The 15,651-nt window shown below is 34.2% G+C and carries 14 protein-coding genes; 3 read left to right on the top strand and 11 right to left on the bottom strand.

Features of this window, described 5'->3' with window-relative positions:
* Positions 1–17 precede the first annotated feature (17 nt).
* Entirely contained in the window at positions 18–1,022 is a 1,005-nt protein-coding gene (locus ACP3TL_RS13020) for an LLM class flavin-dependent oxidoreductase (RefSeq protein WP_285325820.1), read from the bottom strand.
* A 302-nt stretch (positions 1,023–1,324) separates the two neighbouring features.
* On the opposite strand from ACP3TL_RS13020, the gene ACP3TL_RS13015 reads away from it, so the two are divergent.
* On the top strand, positions 1,325–2,545 hold the full coding sequence (locus tag ACP3TL_RS13015; RefSeq protein WP_069833083.1) for an NADH-dependent flavin oxidoreductase: 1,221 nt from the start codon (positions 1,325–1,327) through the stop codon (positions 2,543–2,545).
* Between the two features lie 154 nt (positions 2,546–2,699).
* Here the strand turns inward: ACP3TL_RS13015 and ACP3TL_RS13010 are convergent, their stop codons facing one another.
* The 4 genes from ACP3TL_RS13010 to ACP3TL_RS12995 form a co-directional block, all read right to left on the bottom strand.
* Complete coding sequence (locus tag ACP3TL_RS13010) at positions 2,700–4,343, bottom strand: alpha-keto acid decarboxylase family protein (RefSeq protein ID WP_069833082.1); 1,644 nt, start codon at positions 4,341–4,343, stop codon at positions 2,700–2,702.
* Positions 4,344–4,433: 90 nt separating this feature from the next.
* A complete protein-coding gene (locus ACP3TL_RS13005; protein WP_069833081.1) occupies positions 4,434–5,369 on the bottom strand; it encodes a ketopantoate reductase family protein in 936 nt (311 codons plus the stop codon).
* 107 nt (positions 5,370–5,476) lie between these two features.
* A complete protein-coding gene (locus tag ACP3TL_RS13000) occupies positions 5,477–5,935 on the bottom strand; it encodes a MarR family winged helix-turn-helix transcriptional regulator (RefSeq protein ID WP_069833080.1) in 459 nt (152 codons plus the stop codon).
* A gap of 80 nt (positions 5,936–6,015) precedes the next feature.
* Entirely contained in the window at positions 6,016–6,534 is a 519-nt protein-coding gene (locus ACP3TL_RS12995) for a TetR/AcrR family transcriptional regulator (RefSeq protein WP_069833079.1), read from the bottom strand.
* A 145-nt stretch (positions 6,535–6,679) separates the two neighbouring features.
* On the opposite strand from ACP3TL_RS12995, the gene ACP3TL_RS12990 reads away from it, so the two are divergent.
* Positions 6,680–7,597 (top strand): ketopantoate reductase family protein, encoded by a 918-nt coding sequence (locus ACP3TL_RS12990; protein WP_069833078.1) that lies wholly within the window; start codon positions 6,680–6,682, stop codon positions 7,595–7,597.
* Between the two features lie 113 nt (positions 7,598–7,710).
* On the opposite strand, the gene ACP3TL_RS12985 is transcribed toward ACP3TL_RS12990, so the two are convergent.
* The 4 genes from ACP3TL_RS12985 to ACP3TL_RS12970 form a co-directional block, all read right to left on the bottom strand.
* A complete protein-coding gene (locus tag ACP3TL_RS12985) occupies positions 7,711–8,655 on the bottom strand; it encodes a TDT family transporter (RefSeq protein ID WP_069833077.1) in 945 nt (314 codons plus the stop codon).
* Positions 8,656–8,906: 251 nt separating this feature from the next.
* Positions 8,907–9,335 carry an NAD(+)--rifampin ADP-ribosyltransferase gene (arr, locus tag ACP3TL_RS12980; RefSeq protein ID WP_069816500.1) on the bottom strand — a complete coding sequence of 143 codons (429 nt, stop codon included), beginning with the start codon at positions 9,333–9,335 and terminating at the stop codon, positions 8,907–8,909.
* A gap of 199 nt (positions 9,336–9,534) precedes the next feature.
* Positions 9,535–10,281 (bottom strand): glycerophosphodiester phosphodiesterase family protein, encoded by a 747-nt coding sequence (locus ACP3TL_RS12975; protein WP_069816498.1) that lies wholly within the window; start codon positions 10,279–10,281, stop codon positions 9,535–9,537.
* A 152-nt stretch (positions 10,282–10,433) separates the two neighbouring features.
* Positions 10,434–11,606: a M23 family metallopeptidase gene (locus ACP3TL_RS12970; protein ID WP_069833076.1), complete on the bottom strand. Its 1,173-nt coding sequence runs from the start codon at positions 11,604–11,606 to the stop codon at positions 10,434–10,436.
* 293 nt (positions 11,607–11,899) lie between these two features.
* Between ACP3TL_RS12970 and ACP3TL_RS12965 the strand changes: the two genes are divergently transcribed.
* Positions 11,900–13,096 (top strand): MFS transporter, encoded by a 1,197-nt coding sequence (locus tag ACP3TL_RS12965; RefSeq protein ID WP_069833075.1) that lies wholly within the window; start codon positions 11,900–11,902, stop codon positions 13,094–13,096.
* Between the two features lie 71 nt (positions 13,097–13,167).
* On the opposite strand, the gene ACP3TL_RS12960 is transcribed toward ACP3TL_RS12965, so the two are convergent.
* Positions 13,168–14,142 carry a tRNA dihydrouridine synthase gene (locus tag ACP3TL_RS12960; RefSeq protein ID WP_069833074.1) on the bottom strand — a complete coding sequence of 325 codons (975 nt, stop codon included), beginning with the start codon at positions 14,140–14,142 and terminating at the stop codon, positions 13,168–13,170.
* A gap of 184 nt (positions 14,143–14,326) precedes the next feature.
* On the bottom strand, positions 14,327–15,496 hold the full coding sequence (locus ACP3TL_RS12955; protein ID WP_069816491.1) for a YbfB/YjiJ family MFS transporter: 1,170 nt from the start codon (positions 15,494–15,496) through the stop codon (positions 14,327–14,329).
* Positions 15,497–15,651: the final 155 nt, after the last annotated feature.

The raw sequence follows: 15,651 nt of genomic DNA, 5'->3' as shown, positions 1-15,651 counted from the left end.
TTCCTTTCTCCAACTTGTTATAAATATATTTGCGCGAGTAATTCGATTGTACGACAGCATTGCGCTATGTCTGGGATCAAAGGTACAACCATCACTTCGTCAGCATTAAATGTTTGAATCATTGTGTCTATTTGTTTTTTTGCACTTTCTTTTGTACCTACAATTATACGAGCACGGCTTTGAGTAATCAAACGTTCATCTCTTTCAGAACGTTGATACAATCTTGCAGTTTCGATAGAAGGCAGGTGCTCAAATTCGGCAAATTGTTGTTTACCTAATAGCCATACGTCTAACGCTTGTGCCAGTGCTTCGGCTTCTGATGCTGTATCAGCAACTGCAACAAATGTAGTGAGCATAACAGTAGGCTTCATATTTAATGCCGTAGGTTTAAAGGCTTCTCTATAAGCTTGCACACTACTTTCAGCTTTTTTAATTGCTTTTTCATTAGGTAATAAAAAAGTCCCTAGTGTGTAGCCTATGCCTTGACGTCCTGCCATTTGTGCTGATGATACACTCGTACTTAACAGCCACATTTGAGGCATCGTCGTCACACGAGGTTGTGCGAATACTTGTTTAAAACGTTGCTCTGGTTCATGCTCCGTTAGATAGTGTCGCACATCCGTAATAGACTGCTCGTAGTCTAAGAAATGTGTTTTCGTTTCATTCATAGCTTGTTTTACACTGGGTGTACCAGAATTATTACCGATACCTAAGTCTACACGGTCTGGGTAAAATGCTTCTAATAATCGAAAGTTTTCTGCCACTTTAAACGGGCTGTAATGTGGTAACATTACTCCACCTGAACCGAGTCGAATTTGCTTCGTCTTTGCCAGTAATTGCATCATCAATAATTCTGGGCTGCTACATGCAAATGCTGGTACATTATGATGTTCCGTCATCCAAAAGCGCTTATAACCAAGATCGTCTGCTAATTGTGCTAAGCGTACTGTGTCTTGTAAGGCATCTTGTGCTGACTTGCCTTCATCTATCACAGCATAGTCTAAAATATTCAATTGAACCACGTGTGTGACCACCTCCACCGGTACTGAGCTTATATACTTTATTTGGGCTTATCATGTAAGCACTTTCGCTTGAGTGTATATCGTAACTCCGTTATGCTAAATTCCATGTACAAAGCTTGGCACACGTTACTGCAAAACATGTTCCCATTTTAAATTACTCTCACTCTCTAGGATAACTGATATAGAAAATTTTTGTTACATTTTGCTTGAAAAAATCACCATAATTTTTATTTAATTGACCACTATATCCTATTAGTGTTAATTTGAAATTACATATTACAACGAAGATAGAGGTTATAGTTATGAAAACTCATTATCAAGCATTATTCGAACCATTAACATTACCCAATGGCGTCGTCTTCAATAACCGTTTTGTGCTATCACCTATGACTACGAATTCCTCAACACAAGACGGTCATATTACCGAGCAAGACCTACTTTATGCACAACGTCGGGCACACGCTGCGCCCCTACAAGTAACAGGTGCAGCCTATATTGAACCTCATGGTCAATTATTTGAATATGGTTTTAGCATCACTGATGACAGTTGTATACCTGGTTTGAAAAAATTAGCAACTGCAATGAAAAAAAATGGCAATAAAGCCATTTTACAACTGACACATGCAGGCCGATTTTCAAATCAAGCCATCTTAAATTATGGCCAAGTTTATGGCCCAAGCCCTATGTCTTTAAATGTCCCTATTCAACATGATGTTCTAGCTATGTCTGTAGATAAAATTACCTCTGTAACGCGTCAATATGCCGAGGCAACTTCTCGTGCTATACAAGCTGGTTTTGATGGTGTAGAAGTTTCAGCTGCCCAACGCTTACTTATACAAACATTTTTCTCTACTTTTTCTAACCAACGAACAGATCAATATGGAAATCAAAATTTGGAAAATCGTGCACGTATCGGGTTGGAAATACTAGCTGCTGTACAAGATGTCATTGATAAAGAAGCACCACCACAATTTATTTTAGGCTATCGCGCTACACCTGAGGAAACACGAGGTAGTGATGTCGGTTATACAATAGACGAATTCAACGAACATCTGGATTGGGTATTAGATACAGCGAATGTGCAATATTTAGCAATTGCAAGTTGGGGGCGTCAAATTTATCAAAATAAAGTCCGTTCTGACGGCAAGCACACAGGACAATATGTCAATGCTGTCGTCCATGATTACCTTGATGGTAGAATTCCTGTCATCGCTAGTGGTGGTATTAATTCACCTGAAAGTGCGCTCGATGCCTTACAACATGCAGATATGGTAGGAATGTCGTCTCCATTTGTGACAGAGCCAGATTTTGTCTTAAAATTACAAGAAAATCGCCCAGAGGATATTGATTTACATGTAACAATAGACGATATTGATGAACTCGCGATTCCATACGCAGCTTTTAAAGATATCGTTAAAATGATGGACTACGGCGAAGGTTTAAAAAAAGAAACCCGTGACGAGTTACGTAAACTTGAAACAAACTATGATCAAGTAGACTATAAAGCAATAGAAAAAGACTAATTTTAGATACTGACAAACTGAGCAGATAATACACCTTAGTTTGTCTTTTTTATATCACGTGATTGCTTTGTAAAAATGAATTAATATCTCAAAATATGTAAAAAGCATTGGACCGTATCATGTCCAATGCTTTCTTGTTAGGTTTTATGTGAATTTAACCATTTTGTTTGGCAAATGCTTGGCCAATTGCATTTAATTTATGTGGTGCATCATGTACTGCCATCTTCACTTCAACTAGGTGCATCATGTCTGGTTGTGCCTCTATTTCGAAGAATGTATTTTGTAGTGTCTCACTTGTTGTCACATCGTGTACGATGACTTCATCTTTCCCACCGAAGACTGTTGGTAATAATTTATAATCCCACATTTTAATATCATTGTATGGCTCATTTTCTCCGTGAATTTTACGTTCAACTGTATAACCATCATTATTAATAACAAAAATAATCGGTTTGATTTGCGCTCTGATCATCGAAGACATTTCTTGTACTGTTAATTGTAGAGATCCATCTCCAATTAGCAATAAATTTCTGCGCTGTGTATTTGCCATTTGTGTGCCCAGTGTCGCTGGTAGTGTATAGCCGATTGAACCCCATAAAGGCTGTCCTATAAATGTATTGTTACTATATAACGCTAAATCATAAGCACCAAAGAATGATGTGCCTTGTTCAGCTAATATCACGTCATCTTGTTTAATAAAATCTTGCATCATTTTAAAATAAGTTGCTTGAGATAAAGGATCTCCATTCAAATCGTATTGATTTTCTTCAGGACGTTGAAATTGAGGGAACGTTGTGTCATTAACGTAATTAATTGTATTTAAGCCATCCAATAAATCGATCAGTGCGACTCCCATATCTTTCGTTTCATTCATTTTGAAATGACGATGATTAATCATAACGACATCATCAATATCAAATTGATATGAATATCCTGCAGTTGCTGAATCTGTTAATTTCGCTCCAATATTTAAAATTGCATCACTTTGATCCACGTAATTTCTAATATCTTCTTCTGCTAGTGAGCCATCATAAATACCCATGTAATATGGGTTTTCCTCATTAAAAGCACCTTTGCCTAGTGATAGTTGTGCTACAGGAATATGCGTTTGATTCACAAATTGCTCAAGCTTTTCATGTAAATCAAAACTATTAATCTCGTGGCCGGTAATTATGACTGGTTTATCTGCACTTTGTAACTTTTCTTTAATCATGTTCACATACTTAGCAACATCCATCTCCTGATGTTGCGGCAATTCAAACGGTTGGTCTACTTCAATTTCTACGCTTGCTACGTCAATTGGTAAATGTATATGCACTGGACGTTTTTCAGTTAGTGCTGCTTCAATTACTCTAGGTATTTCTACTAGGGCATTTTCAGGCGTAAGATACGCTTGTGTCGTTGTAATCGGCTCATACATTTTTCTATAGTCATCAAAATTCCCTTCTCCTAAGGAATGATGGACATATTTCCCTGCATTTTCTACTGCTCTTGTAGGCGCACCGGTAATTTGAATAACCGGAACACGTTCAGCATATGCGCCAGCAATACCGTTAACAGCACTGAGTTCTCCTACACCAAATGTTGTTACCATTGCACTCATCCCTTTTAAGCGCGCATAGCCATCAGCCGCATAACTAGCATTTAATTCATTTGTGTTACCAACCCACTCTATGTCATCACGACGAATAATATCATCTAGAAAAGTAAGGTTAAAGTCACCTGGCACACCAAATACTTTATCAACGCCAACAGCACTGATACAGTCCATTAAATATTGTCCTATACGTTTTTTCATTCATCATTTCCCCTTTTTTATCCATCTCTATTACACTACAAACTTAACTTAATTAAGATGAAAGGTCAATGATGTTGACTTTATTTTTCGCTATTTTTTATATGTTAATTCTAACTGATGAATCATATGTGTCAGCATTTCATTATTCGGCGTCGCCACACCACAGGCTTTACCGTATGTAACAATTTGTCCATTTAAATAATCTATTTCTGTTAGACGCCCTTTATATAAATCTTGATGCATCGATGGATAATGTAAGCCTTGTGATTCAATTGGATAAGCAGCTTCAATTTTGTTAATTAAATTTTCAAAATTGAGTTCTAATCCACGGGCTTTTGCTACAGCTACAATTTCTTCAATAATAGGAATAACCATTTGTCGTGCTTGTTCATATTGTGAAAATTGGTTTATTGTTTTATCTAAAATCGTACATAATGGATTCAATACACTGTTCAATGTGGCTTTTGACCATATAGATTCAAAGACGTTGTCACTGATCGTAGAATTTAATTTTGCATTATTAAAAATTGCATTAATCGCTTCTGTACGATAGTCTTCGCCACCGTCTGCACGTTGCAGTTCTATTGTTCCTGTACCTTCTAATAGTATTTGTCCAGGGCCTCTTAATCCTGCTGTCCACATCGTGACTGCTAAAAATATTTGTGATTTCGGTATAATTTTGGCAAAACGTTCTTCATGTCCTAAGCCATTCATCATTGTTAATACCGCCGTCGTTTCTTTAATCGCATTAGCTTCATTCAACGCCTCGATCATTGCTTCTGAATCCATCGCTTTTGTTAAAATGATAATCAAATCATATTGTTCATCGATTTGTTCTGGCAACTGCGCTTTGATATTAATATGATATGTTTCCTTTTCTGTTTGTATATTCAAGCCATGTTGCTGAATATTCGTAATGTGTTCTGTCCAATAATCTATTAAAGTTACATCATATCCTGCTTCGGCAATTTGCGTTCCAACACGACCACCCATTGCTCCGGCCCCTGCAATTGCTATCTTAACCATATAACCATCCTCTTCTTTATTTCATAATAGTAATTCAACAAGTTAATTACATTATTTGTAGTTAGAAATTGTTTAATATTTAAATGACATAAAGTGATTTGTATAATTTAGTCTTTCTTATTCTCGTCTTTTAAATATTTCACTTCTTGGAATCCTGTACGATAAGAAGCAAATTCTTCCATTATCGCATACCAATCATTGCCTACTTTTTTCTGTATATTTTGAAATAAATCGTTTTGCGTTTTATTAAGTTCTTGTACTAATTTTTTTCCTTTTTCTGTGGGGTACAAAGCTTTAATACGTTTATCCGCTTCAGTGGGTTGTTCAGTGATATATGCCTCATCTTTTAATTTTTTCAACGTTGCATGACTGCCTTGTTTAGAAATCTCTAAACTTTTCAATAAATCTTTTATTGTAATTCCAGGTACTTTTTCGATAAAAAACAAGAACCTATGATGTTGTCTGTTTAAGCCATATGCTTCAATAATTTCATCTGCTGTATTTATAAACGTTTTGTAAGCAAAATAAAATAACAAATTCTCATAATCATTATTATTACCTTCCATTATTCACATTCCTTTTTTATAATTTTTAGCGCATCAGCGGGGGTTACTAATTAATGTATTGATAACACTTCAGTCGAACTCTACAAGTGCTTTAAATGTGGCTCCAATAATCCGGAAAGCTCTCCTACTAAAGTATCTATATCACATGGTTTTGATTCTTCAATCCACCATATAATAACGCCTACTACAGCAGAGGATAAAAACTGGGCAGTAATTTCACTGTTTTGTTTATTTATGGTGTCTCGCATTTTCTTTGATAATGTTTGCTTAAGCATATTAAGATCTGATTTCTTAACCAAAGTTTTCAAAATATCGTACTGATCGTCAATTACGTACATGACTTCACGCAAGGTTTCTTTATTATCTCCTGATTCTGCAAGATAAAGATTGCATTTATCCACTGCTGCACCCAAAATATAATCAATTGCATGGTCTAAAATGTCGTACTTATCTATAAAATTCAAATAAATGGTGCCTCTATTTATATTGGCATGTTGAGCAATATCATTCATTGATATTTTATCAAAGTCTTTTTCTCTAATCAGTTCAACAAAGCTACGAATAATAAGTTTTTGGGATTTTTCTTTTCGTTTATCCATTTTAACTCCTTTTAATATCAACAATTTTAAATATTTGTTCATTAAACATCAACAAGGTTGTATTGTTCATTGAGTTTAAATCTTATTAATGATAACTTCAAGTTATTAAACAATTGTTCAATAATCAAACTGGAGTGATAATGATATGAAAATTTTAATATATGGTGCAGGTGTACAGGGGCAATTTTTAGCTCACGCACTAAATACCAAAGATAATGACATTACAATGTTTGCACGTGGAAAAACTTTAGAGCACTTGAATCAAAAAGGTTTAAAACTTAAGCATTCATTGCAAAGGAAGACGACAAATGAACCTATAACAACGATAAGTACACTTTCAGAACATGATATTTATGATGTTATTTTTGTAACTATGAAGTATTCAGATTTTTACAATGTTGTACCAACACTAGCTCAAAACAAAAGTGAAAACATTATTTTCATTGGAAATAACATGAACCCTAAATTACTACAAAACACATTAACGCAACAGAGTAATCACCCTAAGCATATCACTTTCGGCTTTTTAATGACTGGTGGTTCAAGAGAAGCAAGTCATACTAATATTTTAAGATTTAATGCTGGAGAACTCAAAGTAGGTAACATGTATGGAGAAATTACTTTTTCAGACAAACTGAATTCAATATTTAAAAATGCAAAAATCAAACTAACTTATGAGCAGAACTTTGAAGATTGGTTGGTGTCACACGCTGCTTTAGTATTACCGTTAAACATGCTATTTATTCTAAAACAAAACCAAAATACTAGCGCGCATACGTTAACCAAAGAAACGATAGCTGCTTTTAATGAACTACATCAATTATTAGAACACAAAGGCCATACTATAAGACCAAAAGCACAGTCTGTTATTTTGAAAAATTTCAAAGGATTATCCAATATAGTATTAAAAACAATTATGAACATTGGACTCATCAATCAAACACAAGGTTCTTTTAAAGAGCTTGAAGCACTTTATAACGATGTTAAAGTACTCAATCAAAATACAGCACTAACTACAAGTCATCTAGACGCTCTATTTGAAACGAGCAAATCCTTCAGTTAAAACGACTCAATTCAGTGCAGTTAAAAAGGAGTGGGTATACGAAATTAAATTTTGATTTCGTATACCCACTCCCACTATGCTGACTAGATGATAGGTTTGTTCTTTAATTTAGGTTATTTTATTTCAATTGTACGTTTCTTTAGAAATGAAGCATATCCTAAAATTACGTAAATCACAGTCACGATTGCAAATATTACTTCAAATATCGTTACAAAATACAGCACATTTTGTACTTTATAAGGTAAAGTTTCAATTTCAAGTAAGTTATATAGTGATGTTGCTGTTGTCACCCACGGAAAGGTTAATGCTGAAAATGAAAATCTAAAATTCAACTTATATAATTTCGGTATAAATGTTAATGAGTATATAAATATGAGTTGAGAGATAATCAACATTGGTATAATGTAAAACAGTTGTGTATGTTCTACACTTAATAAATAACCATTTAAACAAAGCGAAGCTGGCGCTGCTATGATGATTGTCATAGGAAATTGATTTTCGTTATATAATCGCCACGTCTTTTTGAATAGTACGATACATATCAATATTAAAAAACATAACGTCGCTATATACACAATCAATTCACCAAAGAATGGCGAAAAATCTTCAGCAGTTTCTGAAATAACACCAATCCCCACAAATGTAACAAACCAACTGGTACTCGGAACGATGTGTTCATTTTTATGTAAATAAATATGGTAATAAATAAACAAACCAATAATAACAAACTGCAGTATTACAACGAGCCACCACAACCAGATTATGATTTCCCAGGTAATATTGAGTTGGTGGTATAAGATATAAAGTAATGTCAGAAATGTCATGGTTATCGTAGGAAAAGTTGCACATATATTGCGATCAGATAATTCTTTCAACACAATTCTAGGAAATTGTATGCATTTTAGTATAAATAACCCCACCACAATAACACTAATAATTAAAAATATTGTAGCTAAAACATTTCGTTCCATAATGTATAAAAGATTACTTAACGCTGAAATACCTAGTGCTAAGCCACAAATAGCAGTCGGTATTACACTTATAAATTTTCGAAACATATCATTTATTAATCCTTTTTTATTTATATTTGAATATTATATACATAGTAACTATACTATTTTATCGAACTCCAAGCGTTAAATCTGTTTATATTGCTTTGAAAACCGATATTATTCATCTTGTTTATCAAATAAATTTTAGCACTAATATATGACAGATAATACCTCATTGGGAATAATTTTTTATATAACAAGCAGCCCACTTTTATTCATTATGGACTGCTTTACTTTATCTTCATTACAGTTGTATATTAATCTTCAATAATGTCTAATCCATCTTTCCGTAATTGTTCTAATCCTTTTAACATTTGTTCAATATCATCATTGGAGTGTCGTTCCCATGTAGCTAATTTTGCTACAATTCTCAAAGGTTCCGTCGAGCGATATGAGCGGGTAGGGTTACCAGGAAATTTTTTATCTGTGACATTAGGATCATTTTCAAATGCCCCCATGGGTTCAATAATATAAATATGTTCTTGTGCCGGTTCGTCAGCTAACGCAGCTGCAAGTTCGGCCCCCCACTTAGCTGTGTCTAAAGCGCCAGTAAAATAAATATGGTTCATTTTACGATTTTGATAATTAGAAATACGTTGAGTTTGTAGTAAATCACCTATTTGTAATTCAACCTTTGTCCCATGAAAAAATGGTCCTTGATCCAACACTTCTTTTTGTTCTACCATTGTTCAACACTCCTTCTTCCTCTAAGCTATTCACCAGTATAAACCGCTAAACAATAAAGAAGTAGTCTATAATAATATTATTATTTAATGTATAATTAAGACAAAGGACATCTTATTTTAAATCATATTGATAAAAAAGAGGCGGAAGGAAATCAAAATTCGAAATTTGGTTTCCTCTGCCCACCCCACAAGTACGATTCTATAATCTTTCTAAATGAATCATTTCATCTGCTTTGTCTGTAAAAATGCCATCGACGCCCCAATTCGCTAATTGGTTTGCACGCAATTGCTTATTTACTGTCCACACATTTAACACATATCCAGCATTTTTGATTTTTTTAACACGTGCTTGCGTCAATTTAGCATCTTCAATATTCACTATTTTCGAACCACAATAATCTAATAGCGTTCTCCAATCATCACCAAAAGCTGCAGATTTAAATATGACAGCTCTCTCATAGTCTGGCATGAACTGCTCTGCCAATTTCACTAAAACTAAATTAAAGCTTGATATCAATACTTTTAATTCCACATCTAAATCTTTTAATTTATCTGCAACTTGTTTAATCATACTTTCTGATAGTACTGTGCCATTCGGACCTGTAACGCCCTTCAATTCAATATTCAAGTTCATATCATAGGCATTTGCCAATTCAATTACTTCATCAAACGTAGGTAGTTTTTCTGCTTCAAATTCTGTTCCAAACCAGCTACCTGCTGATGTATCTTTGATGTCGTCATAATTTAATTGTGTCACTTCTCCTACCATATTCGTTGTTCTATCTAAAAAATCATCATGAATTAAAATCAACTGTTCATCTTTAGTAATCGCTACATCTAACTCAATCCATTTTAATCCAGGCGTATTTCCAGCTTCTTTATAAGATGCGAGCGTATTTTCTGGCGCTTTACTTGGTAAACCTCTATGTCCATAAACAGTAAACATACCATCATCCTCTTCAATTTAAATTTAATGCAAGTATGATATGGTCTCAAAGATATTTCAAATATTCTTTGTTAATTCTGCATATTAATATAAAAAAACGTCCTTGAATTCTATAACAGAATTTCAAGAACGTTTTATTTTATCATCTTAATTTATGCTTTTGAGTTTACGTATGAAGTTGGGTCTACTGAATAACCGTTACCAATTCCGCCTTCCATGCGTTGGAAGTGTAAATGTGGTGCAGTAGAGTTACCAGTGCTACCTGATTCACCGATTTGTTGTCCTTCTTTAACTTGGTCACCTTTTTGAACGTTTAATGAATTCATGTGCATATACCATTGATAGTTGTCACTATTTTGTTCTTGGATTGTAACTTGGTTTCCGCCACCATAATCACTCCAACCACTTTGTACAACAGTACCATCTGCTAATGAATATACTGGCGTATTTTCATCCATTGCATAGTCGACACCGTAATGTGCGCCGCCACCATGATATTGACCATATGGTTGCATTTGACTATTAGTTGTTAACCAGTTTGATGAACTTGTGCTGTTATTATTGTTTGATGATGTATTATTGTTTGAAGCTTCTGATGTGTTCGTGCTGTTATTGTTGTTTGAAGCTTCTGATGAAGGTGCCGCTTCTTGTTGTCCTTCATTAGAACTATTTGTGTTTGTTGATTCTGTAGCAGGTGTATTTGTTGTGTTCTCTACGTTGTTTGACGTTGCATTTTGTTTCACATCTTCAACACCATTACCGTCATTGCGTGTATAACTACTTTCATAGTTTTCGTTTGATGATGTGTTATTTTGTGTATAAGATGCGTTGTCGTTAGTTGTTGTGCTTTGTTCTTGTGATGAAGTTTGAGCAGAAACTTCATTATTAGAACTTTGTGGTGCTTCTTGTGATTGCGCTGGTGCTTCATTTACATCGTAGCCACTCTGTTGAACAGCTTCATGACTTTTATCAGCACTATAGTTGTTATCATTATATGCATTTGTTGCATTCGTATTTGTTGAGTTTGTGCCTTGATCATTCATAGGGAAATAGTAATAATGGTAATTTCCTTCTTCATCAATTAAATAGAAATAATATTGTTGTTGATCAAACATTGATTGATCCCAGTTTCCATCTAATGTATGGTGATAATTCCCACTATTATCTTCATCAATATAACCATATTCAAAGATATCATTTGTAGATTGGTTACTTGAATATTGCGTACCTGATTGATTATTCTCTGATGCTTCTGCGTCTGACTGTGCTATGCCCACTGCTCCCAATGACAATGTAGCAATTGTTGCTGTAACGATTTTTTTCATAATTAATAAATCCTCCCAAAATTTTTCCTTAGCTAACAATAGCAAAGAAATTATATTAAGAGAATAGCAGAAACTGATTTTTAATTTTTTGGTAATTGATTTGAGACACCTGTAATTATTTTGAAAATTCTATCTATAATATATATTAAAATATGCTTGGTATAAATTTTAAACATAAGCACTTCTCAATGATATAAAAATTATAGCATTACACCTTTTAAAAGAACTAATGCCTTTTTTATATTATTTGTTACGTGATACTATAGATATATTAAGAATGAAGGGGGCATATAATGGAGGATTTGAAAAACAGCTATGTAAATAGAGGTTCAAAAGCATATATTAAAATTATCGTTGCGCTTTTCATTTCAGGATTCACTATTTTTTCAATACTATATAGCGTTCAACCATTGATCCCCCATTTCACACAATCATTTAATGTGAGTGAAACTGTTGCAAGTTTGGCATTGTCGGCAGCAACCTTGACATTAGCTTTTGCTATGCTATTTTTTGGTGCAATATCAGAAGTAATTGGACGTAAACCTATTATGATTTTTTCTGTAATTTCGGTGTCATTATTAGCACTAGTGCAACCCTTTATTACAGATTTCAATACTTTCTTAATTGTTAGGCTTATACAAGGTATCTGTTTAGCAGGCTTACCCTCTATCGCCATGGCATATATCGGTGAAGAAATTTCTGCGCATAGTTTACCCGAGGCAATGGGTATTTATATAAGTGGCAATGCCTTTGGTGGTGCGTTTGGTAGAATATTCACTGGATTTATTTCAAGTATTTATGGTTATCAAGTCGGCTTATTCTCCATTGCAATTATTAGTGTTGTCGCAGCAATATTATTTGCTTTCTTACTACCAGCATCTCGACATTTTGAGAAGCAACGTTTTTCTGTTAAAGCATTAGTATTGAGCTATAGTCAACATTTGAAAAACATTCGTTTACTAAAACCTTTTATGATTGGATTTCTATTATTAGGCTGTAACATCGCTGCTTTTAACTATATTGGCTTTGTGTTGGCAGCTAAACCTTATCAATTGCATGACAGTATTATTAGCTTTGTTTACTTATTATTCTTAATTGGTATGATATCTTCTATATTAAATGCAAAATTACGTACTAAATTAGGTACATTAAACGCCTTAAAATTTAGCATCTTACTATTAATCGTTGGTATTTGGATTACACTTTTACCTTTTTTAGTTTTTAAAATACTCGGATTAGCATTCAGTGTTTATGCATTTTTCAGTGGTCACGCGATAGCAAGTGGTGTAGTTGCAAGTCGTGCTGAACATCATAAAGCGCAAGCATCTAGTTTATATTTATTATTTTATTACATGGGTTCATCTATTGGTGGTACATTAGCAGGTATCTTCTATGGGCTGATACAATGGCCAGGTGTTGTATTTATGATCACAGCTTTCATGCTTATTGCATTCATTATTTCATTAACAATCAAACAAAAAACGGCTTAAAAATCTTAAAATCAAGATTTTTAAGCCGTTTCTTTATACTTCTTCAGCATTTTCGTCCAAGTTTATGAATGTTATTCCATAGGTGTCATTTGTGCTTCAAATTCATCAAGGAGTGTCCGAACCTCATCTGTTGTACTTGTGCTCATTAACTGATGTCTCAGTTCACTTGCTCCTTTGATACCGCGTACGTATACTTTAAAGAATCTGCGTAATGGTTTAAACTGACGCGTTTCTTCTTTTGTATATTTATCGAATAGGTCAAGATGAAGTCTTAACAGCCCTAAAAGCTCTTCACTCGTATGTTCTCTCGGTTCTTTTTCAAATGCATGCGGGTTTTGGAAAATCCCACGTCCAATCATTACACCGTCAATACCATACTTCTCTGCCAGTTCAAGGCCTGTTTTTCTATCCGGTATATCTCCATTAATCGTTAACAATGTCTCTGGTGCAATTTCATCACGAACCTTTTTAATTTCTCCAATTAATTCCCAATGCGCATCTACTTTACTCATCTCTTTGCGCGTCCGAAGGTGAATCGACAGGTTCGCAATATCCTGTTCGAACACATGTGTCAGCCAGTCTCTCCACTCATCAATATCAGAATAGCCAAGTCGAGTTTTAACACTTACTGGCAGGCCTCCTGCTTTAGCTGCCTGAATAATTTCAGCTGCAGTTTCAGGACGTTGAATTAGACCTGAACCTTTACCTTTCGTTGCAACGTTCGGCACTGGACAGCCCATATTTAAATCGATACCTTTAAAGCCCATTTCTGCCATACCGATACTCATTTCACGGAAGTGCTCTGGCTTATCTCCCCAAATATGAGCGACAATAGGCTGTTCATCTTCAGTAAATGTTAAGCGTCCGCGTACACTGTGTACACCTTCAGGGTGGCAAAAGCTTTCTGTATTTGTAAACTCAGTGAAGAAAACGTCAGGTCTGCCTGCTTCACTGACAACATGACGAAAAACAACATCTGTAACATCTTCCATTGGTGCCAAAACAAAAAATGGACGCGGTAATTCACGCCAAAAATTTTCTTTCATATATATTTAAACCTTCTTATCTATTATTATCTCGAATTTTTATCCATGACGATATTACCACAAAAAGTCAATTTACACAAAAGTATTATGACTGCTAAAAAGCCTGCATAGAGTGCTTCTACACGTGTATATAACTCTTCTAACTTTTTTTCTTTAAACCAGTTTTCTCTTTTGAATATATCATTTAATTTCTGACTCTATAACTATACATACTGCTTAATAGTCCAACGCAAAGTATAGTCGCCGCAAAAATTAATGCTGCATTATAATTTCCTGATTCACCAATTAATACACCAGAAAGTGCTGGTGCAATCATTTGTCCCAAACTGTAAATAACAGTTAATGAAGCAACTAAATTTATTTTACTATTACTTTGAAACATTAACGTTTGTGCTTTAGACATAAACAATGTCGTTAAACCAAGAAACGTAGCACCAAATAAAATAGAACTTATCACTAAACTCGTCATGCTTTCTGAAAAGACAGGCAATATTACGGCAATAATTTGTAAAATAAATGCTAAATTAGTTGCTTTACCGTGTCCTAATTTTTCAGCCATCATAGACCATAAAATCGTAGATGGAATAGCTCCCAACCCTACAAACATCCAACTTAACGCTGCATAATCTGCAAACTCAGGTATAGATTTAACGATTGCTACTAAGAATGTTCCTGTAATTATGTAACCCGCACCTTCACAAAAATACGCTATTGAAAATCCCCAAATAAATTTTTTATTCAACTTAATTTTTGGTTTATCTTCTTTTTCATTTAAGTTTTGTGTTTCATTTTCAATATTTGAATTTTGACGCATACCAAAAATTACAAAACTTCCCATAACTAAAGCAAAAACACCAAGTAAAACCCACGTTGTCTTCCAATTATTTTCTGTAGTAAATAAAAATATAAATATACTACTTGTGAAAATGCCTAGACCCACACCACTATAAAGCATACCTGAGATACGACCCTTGTTCGCTGCTCTCAATGCTTCGAGGGCCACATTTGAGGCTAAGACAAAAACGGTTCCACTTGTGATACCTGCAATTAAACGAAAAATAATCCACAATGTAAAATTATCAAACAGTCCCATCAATATTGTTGAAACTATATTGATCAGTAAGTAAACTTTCAAATCTGTAACCTTGCTAAATACAACTATCCATATAGGAATAATTGCTCCAATTAAATAACCTAAGTAATTAATAGTTGCCAGTAATCCTGCGCTCTGATTATCCATATGTCCCGTTTGTTGCATAAATGGCATAATAGGTGTGTATGCAAAACGACCAATTGCCATAACAATAAACAAACAAATCATCCCTAATATGAGTTGCCGATAAGCTTTTTGCATTTTCCCACACCCTTCCTTAGTAATTATTCCATTATACGCCTAAGCTATATTTTTAGAAATGGCATATCATTAATAAGTTATATAGTAAAAATAAGACGGAAGCTCTATCTAAAGAGCATTCCGTCTTATTGATTTTGTAATACTATAATATCTTT

The organism is Staphylococcus caseorum, assembly GCF_049943195.1.
GTDB classification, from domain to species: domain Bacteria; phylum Bacillota; class Bacilli; order Staphylococcales; family Staphylococcaceae; genus Staphylococcus; species Staphylococcus equorum_A.
Note: the sequence above shows the minus strand (reverse complement) of the source record. Positions and strands in the feature narration are given on the sequence as shown.

Bases quoted from the DNA above. Each gene is read 5' to 3' on its own strand.
- ACP3TL_RS13015 (WP_069833083.1), top strand. From the start codon at position 1,325: ATGAAAACTCATTATCAAGCATTATTCGAACCATTAACATTACCCAAT.
- ACP3TL_RS13010 (WP_069833082.1), bottom strand. From the start codon at position 4,343: ATGAAAAAACGTATAGGACAATATTTAATGGACTGTATCAGTGCTGTT.
- ACP3TL_RS13005 (WP_069833081.1), bottom strand. From the start codon at position 5,369: ATGGTTAAGATAGCAATTGCAGGGGCCGGAGCAATGGGTGGTCGTGTT.
- ACP3TL_RS13000 (WP_069833080.1), bottom strand. From the start codon at position 5,935: ATGGAAGGTAATAATAATGATTATGAGAATTTGTTATTTTATTTTGCT.
- ACP3TL_RS12995 (WP_069833079.1), bottom strand. From the start codon at position 6,534: ATGGATAAACGAAAAGAAAAATCCCAAAAACTTATTATTCGTAGCTTT.
- ACP3TL_RS12990 (WP_069833078.1), top strand. From the start codon at position 6,680: ATGAAAATTTTAATATATGGTGCAGGTGTACAGGGGCAATTTTTAGCT.
- ACP3TL_RS12985 (WP_069833077.1), bottom strand. From the start codon at position 8,655: ATGTTTCGAAAATTTATAAGTGTAATACCGACTGCTATTTGTGGCTTA.
- arr (WP_069816500.1), bottom strand. From the start codon at position 9,335: ATGGTAGAACAAAAAGAAGTGTTGGATCAAGGACCATTTTTTCATGGG.
- ACP3TL_RS12975 (WP_069816498.1), bottom strand. From the start codon at position 10,281: ATGTTTACTGTTTATGGACATAGAGGTTTACCAAGTAAAGCGCCAGAA.
- ACP3TL_RS12970 (WP_069833076.1), bottom strand. From the start codon at position 11,606: ATGAAAAAAATCGTTACAGCAACAATTGCTACATTGTCATTGGGAGCA.
- ACP3TL_RS12965 (WP_069833075.1), top strand. From the start codon at position 11,900: ATGGAGGATTTGAAAAACAGCTATGTAAATAGAGGTTCAAAAGCATAT.
- ACP3TL_RS12960 (WP_069833074.1), bottom strand. From the start codon at position 14,142: ATGAAAGAAAATTTTTGGCGTGAATTACCGCGTCCATTTTTTGTTTTG.
- ACP3TL_RS12955 (WP_069816491.1), bottom strand. From the start codon at position 15,496: ATGCAAAAAGCTTATCGGCAACTCATATTAGGGATGATTTGTTTGTTT.